Source organism: Vibrio sp. THAF190c, assembly GCF_009363355.1.
GTDB classification, from domain to species: Bacteria; Pseudomonadota; Gammaproteobacteria; order Enterobacterales; family Vibrionaceae; genus Vibrio; species Vibrio fortis_A.
The window spans coordinates 1,935,209-1,956,358 of the sequence record NZ_CP045338.1 but is presented as its reverse complement, the minus strand read 5'-3'; the positions used below and the strand labels follow the sequence as shown (position 1 = coordinate 1,956,358).

18 protein-coding genes and 1 pseudogene are annotated in these 21,150 nt (G+C 45.3%); 11 read left to right on the top strand and 8 right to left on the bottom strand.

Going from position 1 to position 21,150, the window contains the following annotated elements:
* Positions 1-50 precede the first annotated feature (50 nt).
* From tyrR to FIV04_RS08660, 4 genes are all read left to right on the top strand, one after another.
* Entirely contained in the window at positions 51-1,595 is a 1,545-nt protein-coding gene (tyrR, locus tag FIV04_RS08675; protein ID WP_032548752.1) for a transcriptional regulator TyrR, read from the top strand.
* A 9-nt stretch (positions 1,596-1,604) separates the two neighbouring features.
* The gene (gene rimJ / locus FIV04_RS08670; protein ID WP_032548753.1) at positions 1,605-2,183 is read left to right on the top strand and encodes a ribosomal protein S5-alanine N-acetyltransferase; all 579 of its coding nucleotides are present in this window, start codon (positions 1,605-1,607) and stop codon (positions 2,181-2,183) included.
* Between the two features lie 98 nt (positions 2,184-2,281).
* The gene (locus tag FIV04_RS08665) at positions 2,282-2,758 is read left to right on the top strand and encodes a DUF2947 domain-containing protein (protein ID WP_152468896.1); all 477 of its coding nucleotides are present in this window, start codon (positions 2,282-2,284) and stop codon (positions 2,756-2,758) included.
* A gap of 196 nt (positions 2,759-2,954) precedes the next feature.
* Complete coding sequence (locus tag FIV04_RS08660) at positions 2,955-3,170, top strand: hypothetical protein (RefSeq protein WP_032548757.1); 216 nt, start codon at positions 2,955-2,957, stop codon at positions 3,168-3,170.
* Positions 3,171-3,294: 124 nt separating this feature from the next.
* Here FIV04_RS08660 and FIV04_RS08655 read toward each other — a convergent pair whose 3' ends face one another.
* From FIV04_RS08655 to FIV04_RS08645, 3 genes are all read right to left on the bottom strand, one after another.
* Positions 3,295-6,132, bottom strand: a complete 2,838-nt coding sequence (locus tag FIV04_RS08655; protein ID WP_152468895.1) for an Hsp70 family protein — start codon at positions 6,130-6,132, stop codon at positions 3,295-3,297.
* Between the two features lie 246 nt (positions 6,133-6,378).
* Complete coding sequence (locus FIV04_RS08650) at positions 6,379-8,337, bottom strand: Hsp70 family protein (RefSeq protein WP_152468894.1); 1,959 nt, start codon at positions 8,335-8,337, stop codon at positions 6,379-6,381.
* A complete protein-coding gene (locus FIV04_RS08645) occupies positions 8,337-8,969 on the bottom strand; it encodes a DUF2760 domain-containing protein (RefSeq protein WP_032548760.1) in 633 nt (210 codons plus the stop codon). Before FIV04_RS08645 ends, FIV04_RS08650 begins: the two co-directional genes overlap by 1 nt.
* Before the next feature lie 348 nt (positions 8,970-9,317).
* Here FIV04_RS08645 and FIV04_RS08640 point away from each other — a divergent pair, with 348 nt between their 5' ends.
* The gene (locus FIV04_RS08640) at positions 9,318-10,868 is read left to right on the top strand and encodes a sensor domain-containing diguanylate cyclase (protein WP_152468893.1); all 1,551 of its coding nucleotides are present in this window, start codon (positions 9,318-9,320) and stop codon (positions 10,866-10,868) included.
* A gap of 79 nt (positions 10,869-10,947) precedes the next feature.
* Positions 10,948-11,478, top strand: coding sequence for a 3'-5' exonuclease (locus tag FIV04_RS08635; RefSeq protein WP_032548762.1), 531 nt, complete (start codon positions 10,948-10,950; stop codon positions 11,476-11,478).
* 98 nt (positions 11,479-11,576) lie between these two features.
* Here FIV04_RS08635 and FIV04_RS08630 read toward each other — a convergent pair whose 3' ends face one another.
* Positions 11,577-13,262 (bottom strand): LruC domain-containing protein, encoded by a 1,686-nt coding sequence (locus FIV04_RS08630; protein ID WP_152468892.1) that lies wholly within the window; start codon positions 13,260-13,262, stop codon positions 11,577-11,579.
* Positions 13,263-13,274: 12 nt separating this feature from the next.
* The gene (locus FIV04_RS08625; RefSeq protein ID WP_152468891.1) at positions 13,275-13,748 is read right to left on the bottom strand and encodes a hypothetical protein; all 474 of its coding nucleotides are present in this window, start codon (positions 13,746-13,748) and stop codon (positions 13,275-13,277) included.
* Positions 13,749-14,059: 311 nt separating this feature from the next.
* Between FIV04_RS08625 and FIV04_RS08620 the strand changes: the two genes are divergently transcribed.
* The 4 genes from FIV04_RS08620 to FIV04_RS08605 all read left to right on the top strand — a co-directional run bounded on the left by FIV04_RS08620 (position 14,060) and on the right by FIV04_RS08605 (position 16,367).
* Positions 14,060-14,431 carry an antibiotic biosynthesis monooxygenase gene (locus tag FIV04_RS08620; protein WP_152468890.1) on the top strand — a complete coding sequence of 124 codons (372 nt, stop codon included), beginning with the start codon at positions 14,060-14,062 and terminating at the stop codon, positions 14,429-14,431.
* A 12-nt stretch (positions 14,432-14,443) separates the two neighbouring features.
* Positions 14,444-15,124, top strand: a complete 681-nt coding sequence (locus tag FIV04_RS08615; protein WP_225312843.1) for a hypothetical protein — start codon at positions 14,444-14,446, stop codon at positions 15,122-15,124.
* Between the two features lie 63 nt (positions 15,125-15,187).
* Positions 15,188-15,925 (top strand): winged helix-turn-helix domain-containing protein, encoded by a 738-nt coding sequence (locus FIV04_RS08610; protein WP_152468889.1) that lies wholly within the window; start codon positions 15,188-15,190, stop codon positions 15,923-15,925.
* A gap of 1 nt (position 15,926) precedes the next feature.
* On the top strand, positions 15,927-16,367 hold the full coding sequence (locus FIV04_RS08605) for a hypothetical protein (RefSeq protein ID WP_152468888.1): 441 nt from the start codon (positions 15,927-15,929) through the stop codon (positions 16,365-16,367).
* Positions 16,368-16,472: 105 nt separating this feature from the next.
* Here FIV04_RS08605 and FIV04_RS08600 read toward each other — a convergent pair whose 3' ends face one another.
* The 3 genes and pseudogenes from FIV04_RS08600 to FIV04_RS08590 form a co-directional block, all read right to left on the bottom strand.
* On the bottom strand, positions 16,473-16,922 hold the full coding sequence (locus FIV04_RS08600; RefSeq protein ID WP_032548770.1) for a TerB family tellurite resistance protein: 450 nt from the start codon (positions 16,920-16,922) through the stop codon (positions 16,473-16,475).
* Positions 16,923-17,089: 167 nt separating this feature from the next.
* Positions 17,090-19,075, bottom strand: coding sequence for an alkaline phosphatase family protein (locus FIV04_RS08595; protein ID WP_152468887.1), 1,986 nt, complete (start codon positions 19,073-19,075; stop codon positions 17,090-17,092).
* Between the two features lie 49 nt (positions 19,076-19,124).
* Positions 19,125-19,530, bottom strand: a pseudogene (locus tag FIV04_RS08590) (hypothetical protein); the annotation flags it as partial.
* 79 nt (positions 19,531-19,609) lie between these two features.
* On the opposite strand from FIV04_RS08590, the gene FIV04_RS08585 reads away from it, so the two are divergent.
* A complete protein-coding gene (locus FIV04_RS08585; protein WP_152468886.1) occupies positions 19,610-20,908 on the top strand; it encodes a MipA/OmpV family protein in 1,299 nt (432 codons plus the stop codon).
* Positions 20,909-21,150: the final 242 nt, after the last annotated feature.

The window sequence follows — 21,150 nt, the reverse complement described above, 5'->3', positions numbered from 1 at the left end:
TTAATTCACACTACTGTCAACTTATCCTGACACCTTGAATAGGAATACTTGTGCGTCTTGAAGTATTGTGTGAAGACAGACTCGGTTTAACCCGTGAGCTGCTTGATATTTTAGCAACCAAAAGCATCGATCTGCGTGGTATCGAGATTGATGTTAAAGGCATTATCTATCTGAATTGCCCAGATATCGATTTCGATGCCTTTAGTGAACTTATGGCTGAAATTCGTCGAATTTCTGGTGTAAAGGACGTCCGAAAAATTCAGTTTATGCCAAGCGAAAGGCATAACACAGAGCTGATTGCACTACTTGCAAACCTTCCAGATCCGGTTATCTCAATCGACCTTAAAGGCTCAGTAGACATGGTTAACCATGCTGCACTTAATCTGTTTGGTAAGACAGAGAAAGAGGTCGTGGGTGAGCCAATCTCTACTTTTGTCCCTAACTTTAACTTCAGTCGTTGGATTGAGGGTGACGTAAAACGCCATCGTGAAGTCGTGGTTTTGGATGGTTTAGACTTCTCTATTGAAATCCTTCCTGTTTACCTTGGTGGTGACGTCAATGAGCCAGTATTGGCCAGTGGCGTAATGACCATTCGTTCGTGTCAGCAAGACCAAGCCCAGCAAGACTCTTTGTCAGAGCAGAACAACTTAGGCTTCGAGCATTTTGTCGGTGTCTCTAACCGTCATAAAGCGCTGATCAGCCAAGCTAAGAAACTGGCGATGCTTGACCAACCGCTACTGATTGAAGGTGATACGGGCACAGGTAAAGAGATGCTGGCGAAAGCGTGTCATAACCGCTCTCATCGTTCTTCATCGCCTTTCCTTGTGTTGAGCTGTGCCTCAATGCCAGATGATGTTGCGGAAACAGAACTGTTTGGTCACGCTCCGGGTTCGTTTAACCATGAGCAGGGCCATAAAGGTATCTTTGAGCAAGCGAATGGCGGTACGGTTTTCCTCGATGAAATCGGTGAGATGAGCCCACACCTGCAGATTAAACTACTACGCTTCCTACAAGACGGCAGCTTTAGACGTGTTGGTGAAGAAGAAGAGATGCATGCCGATGTGCGTATTATCGCTTCAACGCGCCACAAACTGTCTGAACTGGCTGACTCCGGTTCGTTCCGTGAAGACCTTTTCTACCGCTTAAATGTACTGACGCTGTCGATTCCAGCACTGAGAGAGCGCTCGAATGACGTTGCGCCACTACTTGAGCTTTTTGTTGCTAAGTACGCTCAGCAACTCGGTATGCTGAAACCTAAGCTCACTGCTGAATTGGTGGAGCAGCTTGGCAATTATCAGTGGCCGGGTAATATCCGTCAGCTCGATAATATGGTGCTTCGCGCACTGACTGAGTTAGAGGGTGATACTTTAGCGGTTGAGCAGTTCCACTTACCTCAGCTAGAAACCATGAACTCTGGAATGGCTAACCTTAGCCTAGACGGTTCACTGGATGAGATAATGAAAGACTACGAATCGCAAATCTTAGAGAAGCTTTATCAGTCTTTCCCATCTAGCCGCAAACTCGCTAAGCGATTGAATGTGTCTCATACCTCGATTGCTAACAAGCTTCGAGACTATGGTATCCGCAAGAATTAGGGACGTTTGATGGAAGATAGAAGTACTCCTGAGCGTCTGTATAAACGCTCAGGCAATCTGATTGTGCGTACTGCAGAAATAGACGATGCGTCTTTGATTAGTGGTTATTTTCAAGCCAACCGTGAGCACTTAAAGCCGTGGGAACCCACTCGTGAAGAGGCGTTTTTCGAACGCACTGGTTGGGCTCAGCGTCTAATTAAGCTTAATGAGCTGCACAAAATGGGGCTGGCTTACTACTGCTTGATTATCAACGCAGAGACCAACGAAATGTTAGGCACCGTGTCGTTCAGTAATCTATCTCGATTCCCATTTCATGCGTGTAACCTGGGTTACTCCTTGGCGAAAGATGCGCAGGGCAATGGTTACATGCGTAAAGCGCTTCGTATGGCTTTGGACTACATGTTTGAAGTGCAGAAGATGCATCGCATCATGGCTGGGTATATCCCACATAATGAAAGAAGTGCGGCGGTATTACAGCATTTAGGCTTCGAGAAAGAAGGGTTTGCTAAAGACTACCTTTTGATCGATGGCCAGTGGCGAGATCATGTCCTCACTTCATTGATCAACCCGAATTGGGAAGATAAATGATCGCGATGATCTAGAATTAGAATTTGCTGAGTGTTTAAGCTCGGTAGTAAAAATATCAAGCCGATTGAACAAGGCTTTTTAAAAGTTAAGGAAATTTGATGTCATATACAACTTTGGACGAATACCAAAGAAAATGGATTTTCACTCATCAGTCAATGCCATTGCCTGCTGAAGACTTAGAAAAGATCAAACCTATGACACAGGCGCGTGCTTCTCAGTTCTGGAAAGAGAATGTAAGCCCACAGAGCCCAGACGCAGATAGACTGAGCTCGCAAGACTGGCCAAGCAAAGCATCTAACTGGGAGCAAGAGATCAGCTGGATGGAAAACTGGGAAGCTGACGAACCGGATATGCCACAAGAGATCTTAGACTTCATTGACTGGCAGGATGACGTAACTGTTTATTTTTGCTATGAAAAATATAATGTTCTTGAGACTAAATGGTCGGTATTTAAGAAGCATTGGAAGAACTTTTTGTTCTACGATGATGGCCCAATTCTGCTCGGACGTCGTCGATCACAAGCATTATGGTTTGCAACCAATGGTACAGTGAAGATCGGTAATCGCGCAGAGTAATATCTCGGTATGCTTTTGGCGTGATCAGATGAAAAAGGCGGGCTTGATGCTCGCTTTTTTGATCGTTCTGATTGGGTAAAAATTGACCTGATAATCGGCTGGATTCTTAAAATGAGATCGCTATCTCATTAGTTTATTTGAAGTTTTTCCCTCGTGAACTAAATTTATAGTACTGCCTTAGTGGAGGTGAAGTATTATGATTTGGGAAACTCTCGAACGTGTAAATAAACTTCGCAAGGAAGCAATGGAAGATCCAGATTTCTTGGATTCGGCAAAAATGCATGAGGAGTGGATATTGAACGAAACTCATCAACCAACTAAACGAGGAGCAAAACCAAAGAAACCTAAAAAACTGTCTGATATTTACGAACACACGGATTTTACGATTAACCCAACTGGAACAAAACATTAGTAATGACAAACCACGTTATGGTTCAACGATTTAAATGGTTAAACAAGGTAACCAACATAAACTAAAAAGCCACTTTCAATCAGCGAAAGTGGCTTTTTTATTATCAAGTGATTGTGTTCAGCGATTAGCTCTGAATCAAACTCAGCCCGCTTGGTAGAGCATCACCAAACACACGCTTAGATTCACTCTCCGAAAGCTCAGTGACTTCAGTTACCAACGTTAGCCACGAGTCTGGCACTTTACTGCTCTTCAATTTCTCGACAACTTGTGCACGGAAATCATCAGAAATATCGAATAAGCGGTCACCGGTCTTACGACAAATCATTACTGCCGCAAAGGCGATCATAGGCTCTTTGTGCCAATTCTGTTCAAGCAGCTTAGGTAGCCACTGCTCCGCTTGCTCACGAGGAATGACGCTGTGTTGGCTACCGTACAGAGGCGTACGAGACGCTAAACGACCTAAAGCCCACCAGTGCGCTTGCTCGAACTGATTATGGTTGATGGCTTTGTTGAGGAACCAAGTCGAAAGCAGCGCTTTATCTTCTACTTCCAGTTGCTCTAAAGATGCGGCTAAACGAACCATAGACTCGTAGCCATGGTCTTGCGCATCTTTCGCTGACTTCGGATTCTTCATCGCGCCTGGGTGCAAGTACTTAGCAATATCCGCCAAGATGGTCTCTTGCTGCTCTTGGTTTAAGCCGCCCGCAACACGACGCCAGAATACCCACCAGTCCGTCCAGCCTTGGTGATTTTTGAACTGAATACCTTGCTGGTAAAGACCCCACAGCTGTTCCATACGCCATGAATCCGTTGGATCACCAAAACCGGGACGCATGGAATATCCAGCCAAGCGAAGCCAGTTTTTCTCGTGGGCTTCAGAGCGGCGGCGACGTTTTCTACCTAGTGAGAAGGTATCAAATAGGTGACGCAAGGTGGTGAAGTCCCACTCATCACGTTTACCTAAACGCTTTTCAAGATCTTTAGCGAGGGTTTTAATCTCTTTTGAATCGGCACTTTTCTTATTACCACTGTAGAGGCGAGACACAAGCTCTTTACACTCTTCAAGGCGAGGATGGAGCTTCTCTTGCTCAGTATCATCGCCTTGCTTATTGCGAACCTCAAACTCCAACGACCAACGCTGGCTGTCATCATTAACGCTAACACACTCCATTTTCAGTGTGCCGACTTCTGTTAATTGGCAAGCAAGCTGAACCTCAACACGCTCTTTCTGGTTAGCTTGAAGCTCTTTGTCATCCAAGCTTTCCAGCGTTGAGATATAAGGTGGTAACGGTGAAAAAAGATCCGCATCGACGTCAACCATCACGCCATTTTGAATCGCAGTATCGTGAGCGATTTGGTCATGAGTGGAAGTGAGTAGGTTGAATCGTACTGGCTCGCCAAGGGTTAAAGAGAAGCGACGACTGTTTAGACGAATCTCATGGCCTTCTTCGGTACCTTTAGCCAGTAGACAAAGTGCTTTGCCCATCTTGTTCTTTTCTTGTAGATGCAAGAAGTAAGAACGAGCGGCACCGCCACCAATTTTAAGCTGTGCGCCACGGCGTGCTTTACCAAAGGCTACGGCACCTAAAGCGACCGACCAATCTGGATGCGGGTTGTCTAATACGGTGATATCCGAGCCTTTCCAACCACTCATCAATTGAGTGATACGATCGGTCACCAAGTCACTGTTAAACACACCACCGTTCAATAGGATGGCTACTGGAATCGCAGGTGCAGATTCATCGTGCTCGATTGAAGAGTTTTCCAACGCAGCTTTTGACACTTGTTGGTGCTGAGTTAGAAACTCGGCAATGTGTTTGCTTACTGCTGGATCAGCAACATACGGAAGACCAAACTCGACCACCGCACTGCGGCGTTTGTCTGGAACTTCATTAAAGTCAGAAAGAGGGAAGAAGCCTTCAAGAGCAATCTGGTGTACTTCAGATTTGGTCAATCCAATACTTTTTGTACCACCAAGTAGTTTCGAACCACTACCCAGCATAGTGATTTTCACATCCTCTGGCGCTTGGCTCGAGAGTAGGCTCTCTTTAGCGCTACGAGTCTGTTGAATAAGCTTGGTTAGGCTAGAGGCGTTAAGCTTTTTCGTTTGGTTGAAACGCTGCTCAGCGAGGTGAGCTAGAGCCAAGTCGAGGTTGTCACCACCAAGCATTAAGTGTTCACCGACGCCGATACGATCAAGGGCGAGTTCTACTTCAGCGCCATTTTGAGAATTGAAGCGTGCTTCAATCAAACTTAAATCGGTTGTACCACCACCGACATCACACACCAAGATCAGAGGTAGTTGTTCAAGCTCTTGAGCAGCCGTTTGCTGGTGGCGTGCATACCAGTCGTAGCAAACTGCTTGAGGCTCTTCGAGTAGTAAGATCTTGTTAAGACCCGCCAATTGAGCCGCTTCTAAGGTTAACTTACGTGCAGTTTCATCAAACGATGCTGGCACAGTGACTACAACGTCTTGATCTTCTAGTTTGTTGCTAGGGTTGCGGTAGTTCCATGCTTGACGGATATGGTTGAGGTAGCTTGCACTCGCCACAACGGGTGAGACTTTATCAACGTCACTTGCACCTGCCCATGGCAAGATTTCCGAGTTGCGGTCTACAGCTTGGTGAGAGAGCCAACTTTTAGCACTGGATACCTGACGACCTTCAACTTTAGCGCCGAGTTCACGTGCCCATTCACCAACAATTACATTACTAATATCACCGGCGACAGGTTCAACGTCCCATGGAAGGGTAAGATCGTTTTGCGCAATCTGCCCTTGAGCTGGGTGATAACGGAAAGAGGGGAGTAGGGGTTTACGAACCACTTCGCCAGGGCCAATAAGCTGGTCGATGTCGAACAGAGAAACAGGGGATTGTTGTAAATCGTCGGTGATTTCACAGTAAGCCACCACAGTGTTGGTGGTACCCAAATCGATACCGACTAAGAAACGAGGAGATGCCATACAAAACCTTATTCTTCTCAAGTGATGACCAGTTTGTTGAAAGAGTTGGTCTTATTGTCGTAATTCTTAAACGTTATTCCCGATAAGAAGGTATTACATCAATCGTGATAAACAATTGAGTCGGGAATATCATCACTTTGGATTTCAATGTATCGGTTGAAAACAGATTCTCTAGGTTATCCGTATCAGCGGTAGAGAATCACGCTTTGATAAAATAACGGCACCTGCGAAGGTGCCGTTGAATCATTAAGCTTGCTCGTTTGAGTCTTGGTTCGAATCTTCACGAACGTCAAACTCAACGTGCCATTTCTGACCGTTGTCAGTTGCAATCGCTTCTAGGTAAAGCGTACCTAACTCAGTGACGCGAGAAGCAAGTGTTACAGGAACAACTTCGCCTTCACGACGACCTTCAGACACAGGCAGAGTCACTTGGATCTCTGGTAGCTCTTCTAGATCTTCTGGCGCCCAGTGGTCAAGGTGAGTACCAGCTTCATCGTCACGACGTGTCGTTGAACCGAAGAATTGGAAGTGAACCGGTTGACCGATCACTAGGCCGAACTCTTGGCTTGGCACTTGAACACTTGAGCCTTCTTCCATACCAAATGGCGCAACACACAGTGCTTCCATTGGAGGAGCCATACCCGGAATTGCTGGCATTGCACTTTCAATACCTACGTAGTAAGCAGAAGCGATACCACCGCGAATACGTACGCCTTGACCACGACGAACAGCGCCGTAGTAAGAAGCACCGCTTGCAACGGCAAGATCTAGGTCCAGACCAGAAAGCTGCTTAGCAAATTCAGCGTCAGCGTTGATCAACCACTCATTGATCGTGTCCGAAAGGCGATCAGCCAGTAGGCTAGATTTCAGAACACCACCGTTGAATAGGATAGCCGTTGGCTTAATGAAGTCAGCAGCTGGCGCTTCCGCTCCTGGCATACCTGGCATGTTTGCGAATGGGTTGAAATCTTGCTGAGCCGTCTCTTCGCCACCTGATAGCGCGTTTGCTTGCTTAGATAGGAAAGCCGCAATATGACGCGTAATACCCGCATCTTGAGCGTAAGGCAGACCCATTTGAGTCAGTGCACCACGTGTTTTCTGAACTGGGTGATCAGTTACAGCCACTTTAGGGAAGAACCCATCAACCAGAGTTTGTTGTACTTCCTGTTGTGTCAGTTCAGTTTTAAGCGTTGCGCCCAGTAGCTTAGAACCACGGCTTGGAACAACGATTGGCACGGATTGTAGTTCAGCATCGTTTAGTAACGCTTCTTTTGCATCACGACATGCGTGTGTCATCGCTTGAACTTGCCAAGGAGCCAGCTCTTTACCTTCTTGTGCTAGCTTCATCTTCAGACGGTAAGCCAGCGCTAAATCCATGTTGTCACCGCCAAGTAGGATGTGTTCACCTACCGCGATACGGTTCAGAGTTAGGTTACCGTCGTCTTCAGTTACTTCAACCAAAGAAAGGTCAGTCGTACCACCACCGATATCGACAACAAGTACGATGTCACCAACTTCAACTTCGTCACGCCATTGATCGTTGCTGTTATCGATCCAGCTGTACAGTGCCGCTTGCGGCTCTTCTAGAAGTGTTAGGTGTGTGAAGCCAACGTTACGTGCTGCTTCTGCCGTCAAGTCACGAGCTGCAGGGTCGAAAGATGCAGGAACAGTAATGGTCACATCTTGCTCAGAAAGCGGGTGTGATGGGTTAGCGTGGTTCCAAGCATCTTTCAGGTGCTCTAGGTAAAGCTCAGTCGCTTTCAGCGGTGATACTTTTTCAACTTCTTCAGGGCTACCTGCAGGAAGGAAAGCATCACGACGGTTAACGCCACCGTGACATAGCCAAGATTTCGCGCTAGCGATTAGGCGGATTGGCGTTTTCGAGCCAAGGTTACGAGCAATCGCACCAACCAGTGCTTTTGGTTCTGTTGACCAAGGAAGAACGCGTGACGCTTCGTTCATCTCGTGTTCGTGCGGCTGGTATAAGAACGAGCCTAGTTGGCTGCGCGTTTCTACTGTACCCGGTGCAGTCAGCTGAGGGATTGGCATCACTTCAACTCGTGCATCTTCATTGGTTGTATCAATGAAAGACAGCACACAGTGAGTAGTACCTAAGTCGATACCTACGCTGTATTTGGCGCCTTGCTCTTGTGCTGGTTGCTCTTGAGACGAAGCGTTTTGAGATAAATGGTTATGATGGTCCATTATAGTTCTACCTCTGCAGGAGCAATAACAGATGCATCGTAGTTTTCAGCCAGTTTAGGTAGCTTCATTTCAGTCGCTTTCCAGCCTTTGTGAACAAGCGTGCCGTTGAATGGTGCGCTGCCCGTTACGTTACCTGTTAGACGAACTTCTTGTGGGTTGAAACCTTCAGCCACGGTGATGCGAGTCTCTTCGTCTTCGCTACGGATGTGAGATAGAGTTACGTAGTCGCTCAGTACTTTTTGGCCGCCTGTGTGGATAACACGTGCCGCAGCACCTACTTCTTCGTCAGAGAACGACGTTAGGTCTTCTTTAAGGAAGTCAATCAGGCGAGCTTCTTGTTGCATGATAGATAGAAGCTGCATTGCAGAATCCGTTGATGCTGTTGCTAGTTTAGATTCAACTTCTACTACTTTTTCGATAACTTTTTCTACTTCAACAACTTTCTCAACTTCTACGATCTTTTCAACCGGCTTTTCAACTTCAACAATTTTCTCTACTGGTTTTTCAACCACTTTCTCGACGACTTTAGATTTGCGAGATACAGCGATCAGCAGTAGTAAAACGCTTGATGCAGTTAGGCCTGCGTGAAGCATATCAAACGTTTGTGGGATAAGGTTTAAATCAAAGTTCATTGTGATTTCTCTTTAGATTGATTTAACGGTATATTCGCTTGTATAGATGAATATACTGGTCGGAAAGAAGAGTGATTTACCTTAGGGTAATTCAGTTTCTTTCAAGCTATAAATATGGGTAGATACTAGCATATTCAAGGTCTAAGAGCTTTATTTAATGTTTTTGATAAAGGGTTTTTTTGGTGTGTTAGCTTGAAAAGTAATCTGGATTTGTTGGTTTAATCATCATTAATGTCCGTGGTGTGTAAATAGTGTTAGTTATATTCCAGAATCATCCCTAAAGGGGAATAGAGACTGTTATATTGTCAGTGTATAATTTCGAAACAATTAACATGTTTTGGAAGCTCTATGCCGCATACTATCGACCCTAGGACTGGGTTGAAAAAACGAACGCTCCCGTTAATTACTTTTTTCGTCACGTTTTTAATAACGGTTTTGTGTTTCGTCATCGTTGCCATAACTCAAAGTCGATCCTTAAAGGCCAACCTAAACAGTTTTGCTGATCATCAGACTTTGAGTTTGAAAGCTTTCATCGATAACGATGTTGCCTATATTGGCTCTGGTGCAAATTTCTTTTACTCCAATGATCCCCAACATTGGGACAAGTTCGATCGTTTCGCTGAACAAACCATCAACGGATCCAAAAGCCTTATTGGTCTGCAGTGGATGCAAAAAGTCACAGCAGACGAAATGGAACAATACACAGCGAAAATGAAAGCGCTGTATCCCTCTTTTGAAATCTACACTATCCCTAAACATGGTCCTAAAACCTATGGCTATCTGCTAGAAGGTGAACCAGCGTTTATCGCGACTGACCTTTACCCAAATACAGAACCTAATAATCAGGTATTAGGGTTTTACTCCTCTCGTGACCGTTTTAAGCTCATCGTAGACAATATACGTGAAACTCGAGAGGCAAATATTTCGGATAAAGTACGACTACTGCAAGATGGCTTGAGTAGAGATTTACCTAAAACCGGTATGTTGGTGTACCACCCGGTGTTTGATGGTCACAGTGATGATTTGCTTGGTGTAGTGATTGGTGTGATCCGGACAACCTTCTACTTTGAAAACCTTCTAGCCTCAACCGTGGGGGATTTAGACGTGTATGTTCGCGTTACGGATCATGGCTTTGAAGCGGAAGATGCACCTCTATTGTTTGAGTCTGAAGGGTTTGAAAACGTCGATGGTCAGAGCATTACTAAGCATATTATGTTGACGAATCGACAATGGACTATCGATTATAAGATCAATTCTTACATCTCTTTTAACGGTTATTTGGTATTGGCTGGTATCGCTCTAGTCGGGACTATGATCTCGCTGTTGTTGGCGTACATTGTGAACCTACAAGTACGTGAGAAAGAGCGACTTTCCCTAATGCTCGATAAGCGTACGGAAGAGCTTCGTTTTTATGCAAATCACGACAGCTTGACTGAAATTTATAACCGTCGTGCCTTTAACAAAATGCTCGACAGTGCCATAGATAGCGATACCCCCTTTACCCTCATCGGGTTTGATATTGATAAATTTAAAGCGATCAATGATGAGTATGGTCATCCTGCCGGCGATGCTTTGTTGGTGCACGTAGTGAAACTTATTTCAACCAGCCTTAAATCAGGCGACAATTTATTCCGAGTTGGCGGGGATGAGTTTTGTATTCTTTCTAGTATTACTGAGAGGGAGCAACTGTCGAGTTATCTAGACTGTATTCTAAATAAGGTGCGAGAAACCGTTTGTGAACACAAAGGTCAACAGCTTCATTGCACCTTGAGTATCGGTGCAGCTATCCGCGTTAATGAGGGCATCGAAGAGACGCTTCAACTCGCCGACAGTATGCTTTATCAAAGTAAAGTCAACGGGCGCAACCAAGTGACGATTGCAGGTGATTTGAACACTTAGTTGCCTTGGGGTCGAGATCTTGAATAGGCTCAGGTACAATCCCTGCTTTAAAATTTTAGACGAGAGAATTAGGCAACGTATGAATCACAATCGAGTAGTCTGTTTCGATTTGGAAATGTGCTGTTGGAACGAAGATGGAGTAGGGACAACCGGCGAGATCATTGAAGTGGGTCTGGCTGAGATTGATCTGGCTTCAGGAGAAATCGTTAAACGTGCGCAGTACTACGTTAAGCCTGAAAAAGATGAAGTCTCTCTGTTTTGTGCTGAATTAACTGGTATTACTCCACGTAAAATCGAAAAGCAGGGCCGTCCATTGGCGTCTGTCGTTCAGTCGATGATCAAAAACTTCGGTGGTCCAAATAAGATTTATGCAGCTTGGGGGCGTGATGACCTAATCCTACACAAAGAGTGTATTGAGAAGGGGATTGAACCTCCGTTTACCGAGTTCTTGAATATCGCGACCTTGTATCGCATTCAACATCGTCTCAAAGACAAACGCATCGGTCACAGAGCTGCTCAAGAAGCACAAAATATCGAATGGGAAGGGCGTCAGCACTCAGGGTATGTCGATGCATACAATCTCGCCAAGCTAACACTAACCATGCTCTAGAAATCAGTGTTACTCATTAGAAAAGCCATCATTACTCGATCAGTAATGATGGCTTTTTTCTTATTCGTTACTCTTTATCGGTTGGGATAGCGACTCTGTTACCACGTTTTCGATGGTGCTGGGTTAGAGTGCCAGTCGGTATGGGTAGCACCGCCACTTTCTACCCAAGGTGTAATGTCAGGATAAGCTTGACTGGTGTCTGTTTTCTCGTATGGATGAGCCCAGTTTGCAGGGATATCCAATGCCCAAGGTAGACCCGCCTGAGTTTGATAGAACTCGTTATTCTCAACAACACTGTCATCATCACCTACGCCAAATATGCTGGTATTCGCAAGGTCGGTGTTCGGGTAGTTCATTAGATGAATCTCTTTGTTTCGAGAACCCACTTTGAAAATGAACGGGTTGAACGCTTTTGGTGCCAAACTGCTCATAGAGCCATCAATGACTAGTGATGCGCTGTAATCTATCGCACTTCGGTTATCACCTGCCTCAGTGTTATAGAAGTTAGAAGAGCCGTTGGCTGGCAACAGATCGCTCACACTGTCAATCAACACGAAGACCATCTCGCCGCTGTGACCAGATTCAGGAGTCACTGTTGTAGTTACGCCGTCGATTGTACGAGTCAGTGTACCGACATCAGACGCTTCCAATCCAGCGAGAGATATGGCGAAGCTGTTGTTGTCAGCGGCACCACGCGCAACGGCTTGACCGTAGTAATCGAAGCGGGTGATCTCATTGCTTGCGTTAGTGTAAACACCGTAAGCGTAGCGAGTGACGAAATCATTCAGGTCGTAATCGCCTTCATAAGGCCATAGATCTTCGTACGCTAATGTATGCCAACCGGTTGTTGGCGTACGGCTGTAGAAGGCGATATTCGGATCGTTTGGCGCATAGTCGTTGGCGTCAGCAACACCGTCGCCATCGCTATCACCAATCTCTGGCCAACTGATTTCTGCAAAGTTACTGATTAGACCGTTAGAGTCAACGGCAGTGACTTGCACTTTCCAAAGCTCGCCATTTTCAGTTTGATTAGCAGGCAGGGTCGCGCCATTGTTGTCATTCTTGCCGACGAATTCATCGTCCACGTAGAAACCTTGTCCAACATCCACAAACCAGCGATAGGTATAAGTGACTGAGTCACCGTCTGGGTCGGCAGGGCTTGGGCCTGTTACTGACACTACTAGTGGGTCATTATCGCCTAATCCACTACTGCGAGATAAGGTTGGGGTGAATGGAGGATCATTCTCGATCTCAGTATAAGTTACCGTCAATAAGCTGTAGTCGAGCGTAGTTAACCAACCGTCACCATTAACATCGATATCTAGGTCTACGTTAATTAAACCGTCGTCCAATGAAGCAAGCGGTAGATCGAATACAGTAGTAGACCAGTTGTTGTTGGTACCTTGTAGAAAGCCAGGGTTGAGCATAGTGCCATCGACGGTAACACTGTCGTACTCACCATTTTCACCATGGTGTGCTTCAGAATCCACATCGTAGGCATAAATTGTCAATGTCGCAGAGGTTACTTGAGCTCCAGCCGGAATAGAGATGTCATGTTGCCAAGAGTAGTCTTCATTCTTGTTACTGTAGATCGAAAATCCGTATCCAGACGGTGCAACATAATGAGGAGAAGTACTGCTAGCATTGATCGTTTGGGTCACGGTCGTAGAGCCGTCCCCGTTATCGACGGTTTGGTTGTCTGAAGCCGCTGCAAATACTTGATTGGAAAGGCTACACGCAGCGATGGAACCAGCAACAAGCAGTGATTTTTTCATATTATCCATAATATTCACTCCTTAATCTGCGTCTAAAACGATGTTGCAGCTGACGTACAAATCATTGGTAATGTCTGTCGAGTCAACTTGAGAGATACACTCATTACCACGAACAAGTGCCACTAACTTAATGCCTTGCCATGTGTCTAGCAGACTTAATGTGTTAGTCAGTTGGCCATCGCTATTCGTCATCCCCGTATAAAATGGTTGGGAGTCGGTACCGTCACTGCTCATGCTATACAGTTTTACGATGTGAGCACCGCGGATCGCTGCCGCCTCTCCGTCACGCTGTGAGACATCACTGACAACATTAATTGTCAGGTCTCGAGAAGTTGAGCCGCTCCATTCGAAAGAGCTCGGCACTGAGATATCTGAGAAACTTTGTGTTGCTGCTGGCGTTGATGCGCTGCCACCGCCTCCGCCGCCACCTCCTCCACAACCATGCAAGGTGAGAGCAACTGCTGTTGTTAATATTGTTGGAAGTAGCTTTCTCATGGTCGGTTCCCTTTTGTCCCTAAAAACCTAACTAGAGCAAAGAGGGTGCCAAAATTTAACTATATGAAAATAATATGGTTTATTGGTTGTTGTTATTTTGGGGATAGGAGAGTGAGTGAATATATCAATATGAGAATCAAAATGATGGAACAGCGAATTGCAGAAGTTGTGGAAACGGATTTAGGTGCATTTTTGTGGGGGGAAGGGGGCGATTAAGGTATCTATATTTAATTAATATTAAAGATCGACTCGTGGTCTTTTTATCGTTAAATCCTATGTTAAGTTTCTCTCGCTTTTACAAGGGAGTGAGTATGAAAGAAACAATAATCAGACAATCGTTAAAGCACACACTCGGTGCTTTGATGTTAGCGATGAGCAGCTTGGCTGTGGCTAAGCCAGTAGTGTTGATCAATACGTTTGCTGTCGATGCGGCAAGCGAAGAGGTAACGCTTGAGTATTGGGAGGCTGCGAGAGACATTCTTGAGCAACAACCGGGGTATATATCGACTAAATTGCACCGTTCACTCGATGATGATGCTCCTTACCGTTTTATCAACGTAGCGCAATGGGAAAGCGAGGCCATGTTTAAAAGTGCCATAGCGAACATGAGAAAAGAGTTACCGCCGATGATGATTCAAGGCGTATCTGCTGACCCTAACCTATACCAGACTATACGAGACTAAGAGATGACGTCGATGCGATATACAACCCCTCTGACTTTAGCTTTTTTTAGCTTATTTTTATCTTTTAATATTAATGCAGCGGCTTTTGGCGTTGCTGTTGCGTGGAAAACCGATGATGCTCAAGCGGTGTTTGATGCAATGCCCAATCAAAAGAAAGCCTTCGCCAATTTGATTGATGCAGGTTTAATTCACGATATGTTTGTGAGCGAGAGCTTCATCGGTGACAAGTCGTTTCCTATCATTAAGTTCGTGATGGAAGCCAACAGTGAGCAAGAAGTTCGAAATACAATAGGTAACTTACCACTGCAATATAAAGAGTTGGCAGAGATCACCGAGGTGAGAGAGATCGGGAACAAGTGGCTAAATACCGACGTTGCCTTCACCAACTACGCCGTAGAACTGAGTTGGAAAAAGCCAGAAGATAAATTGCTGGTGGATAAGGTTATCGGACGTGATTTGCAGAAAATTGTTGATTGGAGTGCAACAAGCACCATCACTTCAGCATATCTTTATAACAAAGACATTTCAGACTCTGCTGATGGTGAGGCAAAGATGATTCGACCTGTTTACTCAATCGCAGTGCTCGCCAAAGATGAGGAGCATGCACGGCAAGTGGCGAATGAACTCGAAGCAGTTAAGCTAGGCTTTGCAGATATACATGTTAGCGAGCTGGGTTTTAAGCTAAAGCTTTGATTCCGAAATATTATTTGTAAATGTGCTAATCTATATTGATTGGCACATTCGTTTTTCTACTGTATGGACAATAATAAAATTACCTTAAATGACTTAGTGCTTGAGCTTGATACTTGCACCTTACGAAGCACGACTTCTTCTCACCAAGTTAACCTCTCTTATTCAGAGTGCCTGATCCTAAATCTCTTGTATAAAGAGTCCCCGAAGACCATTAAGCGTGATGTTTTGCTCGAACAGTGTTGGCCTGGGAAAATAGTCACCAGCAGCTCGTTAAATGTAGCCATTAAAAACCTTCGTAATGCGTTGATTACATTGGATGCGCCATTCAAAGTCGTGACAGTGCAAAAAGAGGGCTACTGCATTCCAGCTCTTGATTCCTTAGCGTCGATTTCGACTACTGACGCAACGCTAGCGAAGGTAGAAACTCACGCTGAAACGGCTGAGCTATCCGATACTCTTGAATCCACCCAGAAAATGGTATTTGGAATCGCTTTAGCATCGATAGTGAAAGGAGCGCTCGGCTCATTGGTAGCTATCGGGCTTTTAACCACCTTTTCTCAAATGGCGTTTTTTATGAATCATGAAACCATTGCTGGGATAGAGGTCGTTCATGATGACATCAAAATCATTAAGAAAGACGAGACGCTTTTTGAAAAGCTCTCAGAGCGAGGGGTAACTCGCGTGTATCTGCATGACCGAGGTGTGGGATGCAACAATATTCAAGCCGTTGCTTTAATGGATGGTCAGTGGGTTGAGATTACCTCTGAGTTTTTGTCACTTACTTGTCGTCAAGAGTCTTAGTATGAGACATTTTTTTCTACCAATTATCCTGGTTGCTGTTCTTATCTTATCGGTAGGATTGGTTTCCGGTATGTCCACCAATAACGCTTATCAGTTTAAGGTGACTTATGATGGTCTAGGGTATGAAGAGCTGACACTGCGCCTTCGAAATGGTCGCTCAAAAATGCACTACATTGGTTATGACCGCGAAGGTAAGGTAATTCAGGCAAAGCAGTTCTTTGGCGTTTTCCTGCGCTGGGGGGATCATTACTATTTCTACCAAACGGAACAAGATCAGGCTTCTAACCCTCAAACGTTCAACGTTAAAAACCTGTTTATTCAAGAACTAGATAATAAACGCAGTGTGTTGGTCTCAGACCAAAGAGGACTATTTATCCATAAAAATGGTGTCCCTCTGGAGTTAAAGGGCATTTTCTACGGACGTTCCCTCTCTAGTGATTGATGTTCCCTCTTTAGTGATTATAGATATCAAGACTAACTCACTGTTGGGTTAGTCTTCGACGCTATTGGGATATTAGGTGGTGTTGTATGAGGGATTGCGATAAGGCTACTCTTCGCCAAGCACGCTCAGTTTTGTCTTAATGAAATCGCTGTGGTCCACATAAAGCAGTTCTGCGGTTTTGCGGATCACCGCATCTTCCATCGGATCAATCTCACCATCAGCATGAGCCACTTCCCACATCGCCTTAATTAAGTCGATACGCACCGGTTGTGAAAGCTCTCTAAGCTGAGAAGTGAAATCATACAGAGACACAGATTGGTCAACCTGTGGCTGCGCTTTCTCAAGCAGTTGAGCAGCTTCTTCTTCTGTTAGACCTAGCAGGCGCTGAATCAGCATGAGTTTGGCCGCTTGCTCTTTCTCATCGATTTCGTGGTCAGCACCAGCGACTTCACACAGCAGGCTCGCAATCGCAATATTGGGCGATGCTTTCGAGGTTTTGCTAAGGTCTTCACCTTCAATCAGTTGCTTGAACAGTGAAGTAAGAGAATTAAACATAATAAGCTCCAATCTACGAAATAGGACTAAGTTGCACGCTCAACCGAATTGATAATATTGAGATATAGGTTGAGCTAATACTATTAATATTGGGCTTACCTTGGTCAATCGCAAGTGGATTTACACTATGTTGACAAAACTATAGGTAGTTTGACGAGTCATTAGCCCTAATCAGGCTCTGGGAAACGAGTCACTTTACCATCGCCACTCAAGGTAGTGATTGAAATAGGTTTTCCCGATTCATCGAGCTTCAGTTCACCAATCGCGCTGCGGTTTGAAAGGCGATAGAAGTTCTGGTTGTCAGGGCTTCTTTTCTCGATTCTCAAACGCTTACGTTTGGTAAAGTAGTTAAGTATTGAACGCGGGCTATACAGCAGGCGATCACATACGTCGCAGAACTTAAGCAGAGGTGCTGGGAACTCGTTCTTGATACCGCTACAAGTGATCTGATAGATGTTCGGACTGTTTTTGCGATAACGCAGCTTGATGTCGTACGCAAAGGAGTAGTGCACATCGCCAGAAAGCACCACGAAGTTGGTCGGAGTCTTGGTGTGGGTGAAAATGCTGATCAGAGTGTTAGCGCTACCTGGGTGGGCCATCCAGTTCTCCGCGTCAATGAGCAGCGGTTGGCCACAGGTAGTCATGATTTTCTGCAGTGCTTCGATAAACTTAACGCCAAACATCGGTGCAGCAGAGATAATGATTACCTTATCTTGATGCATGAGTTGATGTTGGAATTCAATCAGAGCTTCCCAATCCATCAAGCCTGACGGTTTGTTCATGCGTGACTCTGAACGCCAACGACGAGTACGAGTATCAAGCACAATCACCTTCGGTGATAGATCGATGGTGTAGTGCCAATCTTCAAAGCGACTCAAGTATTGGACGAACGCTTGATGCGCTTGCTCGTCAATCTTGGGTTGAAGTGGCATAGGTTCAAGTGGCGTAGGTTGAAGTGACTTGGCTTCTTGCGAGCTTTGAATCTCAAACACCGACTGAGCGTGCTCGATAAACACATCATTGAACTTCTCAGGCGCATTACCCCAACCTTGGCAAAGCCAGTAAGACGCGAGGCCATTACCAATCACTTGTGTAGCGAGTTGGTTTTGTAATACCGCTTGTTCCCACCCGACGGTGAGATTCCAGTCATCGGTAACGTCATGATCGTCGAAGATCATGTAGGTCGGGATGTGTGCGAGCAAGCGTTGCACTTGCGGCAAACCTTTAATGAAGTCGTTAATAACCTCAGTTTCATCACGCCACTGTTGTTGCTCAAGTGGTGTTAGCTTTCTACCACCTTGTTCAAAGTTGTTTTCAATCAGGCGCTCACGGTTAATGCACTGCCAAAGAGTAGGTGACCACACCAATAGGTACATAGCGACAAATTCAGACAATGTCACTAAGTGGTTTTCACAATCACGAGAACTGAAGATAGGAACCTTGCGGTTAGGGAACAGTTTGTCCAACAAAGAGTCTGACTGATTGTGATGCGGCAGATAGTGGTGGCGCTGGTAAAGGTGATATTCACTTTCAAACAGGGATTGGCTGTCATGAATATCATTAACCTGAGCGTCTGTCGGTAGGCGCTCATCTGGCAAACCAAGCAGCTGGATTACTTGCCAAATGGCATCCAACATAGGGCCTGCAACGTGGTCAGCGTAAATCTGGTCGCCACTCATCATCAGCAAGTCAGGACGTTCTTGCGGCGCCTGTTTTTCTACTTTGCTGTCAGCCGCGACCAAACTGTCTTTACTCGGATGGTGTGGATTGCGACAAGAGCCATGCAGAATGTAGTTCGACTCTTCAGACACCACAAACTCAACGCGTTGGCGATCGTTGTAAGTAAGATGTGGTGCTAGTGTTTTAAGCGTGTCTTGCTGAGTCTCGATATCGTACTCGAGTGGCGTATTGGTTGGAAATTCACCGTGAAGCTGGATAAGCGTTACCCAAGCTGAAACACCAATTCGCAAGCTTTGCTGCTCAGCCAACTTTGACTGATAAAATGCGTCACCTTGGTCGCGATGGTAGAGCGAAACCGTACCTAAAAGCGGCTGACTGGTGACGGCCCAGATTACAACCTCGTCTTTGGTCGTTTTACGCAGTATAGGGCCAGCAATAAGTAAGGGGAGTGTCTCAGGTGTCGAATGCTTCACAGTGTTCCTAAAATCGTGGTGGTGGACTATTCTTTAATTATATTAAGTCGTTATCTGGTTCGGGCGTCTCGAGTATTTCGATAACTTCCGAGCTAGAAAGTTCATGACCCATTAAAAATAGAGCCAGCATCGCGTCGGCTTTTGTTTTTGTGTCTGAAGGAGCATCAAGTATTTGTTCGAGTTTTTCTCGGATCATGGTAACTTCGTGCTCCACAAAACCACGACCTTCTTCGTCTCCTTGCGTTTCTTCAGGAGCATTATCAAATTGAAGAAACAACAGATCACCATCAAGCGTGGTGTCGACTAGTCTTTCAGGTAACCAAGCCTCTCCCATGACAACGTCAGGATCGGCATCGCTCGGAAGCTGGTTTATAATGTTTTGTAATTCGGAAACTTTCACAATACTTTAAATTGACCATAGGGTGATCTTCATTGTAACGGTCAATGACGATCAAACCTAAAGTTAGTTGACCAAAATTGGTCAAGAAATGTCTATTCGGTAGCAGAAATCGGCTCAACAGAGAAAAAACAGTAATGAAGAACAAATTAATAGCAACCATGGTTAGCTCGGGTGCGCTACTTAGCGGTGGTAATGCAGCAGCGATCGAAGAGCAAGAGTGGGGAATTGCCGCGATGTATCGAACGGCGAGTATTCCCTATGACACGTCCGGTGGTGACCAAACGGTAAGCTCGTTCGTGCCGATGCTGTTTTTTAAGAACGACTACGTCTTTATTGATGGCACAGAAATGGGTGCCTACCTGCTCGAGTCTGACGATGAGAAGTGGCAGCTGAATGCGATTTCGCGCATGCGTTTTATCGATATTCCTGCATCTGAACAGAATGCAATTGAGGGTGACACCGCTGATTTTGGTGCGCAGCTTGCCTACCAACTGGACGATCAATGGCGCTTAGAAACTGAGTTTATGAGCGACGACTCTTACCGTTTTCATGGCAACTTTAGAGCCAAAGGCTACTACGAAGTCGGGGATTGGGAGTTCACACCAAGTGCAACACTGCGTTATAAGAGTGCCGATTTTAACACTGAGTATTACGAAGTAGGTGGGCAGTCGATTGGTGCCGGTGTCGATTTCAATGTGGGTGTTGAAGCCAAGTATCATGTTATTTCTAACTTGTACCTGCTTGGTTCGACAAGCGTTACTCGTTTAGATGATAACGCCTACGAATCGTCAATTGTTGAAGATCGCTACCAAGGTGAATTCTACGTCGGATTTGGTTTCTTTAATGACAAAGAGAAAGCACCAAAACCTCGACTTAGTAACCCAGCCTATCTTCGTGTGGCACACGGTTGGGCAACGCCTTCAAACATCGGCGACATCATGAAGTTCAATCGCGAGAAAGATGAGTTCAATAACCAACTGACCTCATTCTTCTACGGTCATCCACTGACGGATGAGATATTTGGTTTCCCGTTAGATATTTATCTAACGCCCGGTATCGTTCACCACTGGAGTTCAGAGGTTCAATCAAGCAGTACGGAATATGTGGTTGCGATTAAGGCTTACTACACCTTTAACTGGCCAACGCAATGGCGTTTTGGTGTGGCAGAAGGTATGTCATACATCGATTCAATTACGTACATTGAAGCTACAGAGATGGCAGAGAAGGGCTATACCGCAAGTCACCTATTGAACTACTTAGACTTCTCGTTTGATGTCAATGTAGGCGATCTGTTCGGCAAGAATGATCTCAACAATCTGTGGTTTGGTTACTCACTCCACCACCGCTCGGCTATCTTCGAAAACGCGTCGCAGTTTGGTCGCATTAAAGGTGGCAGTAACTACAACACCATCTATTTCCAGTATGAGTTTTAAACGGATTCTGTAACTCGACTTAAACAAAATAGATTTCTTTAAACGCCAACTTAGCATTACTGAGTTGGCGTTTTTTTGTGCGCAATCTGTTTGTGTTTTGCACAGAATAAGCCTTCAAACCGATACATTTTGTTTATTACTGCCGTGCTGTCACTTGTGCAAAGTTGATAGATCTCTCACATGTTTTAGCTTAAATGCTTAAAGGTTTAAGCAGTAACTTTCGATCTGACAATCCCGTAATC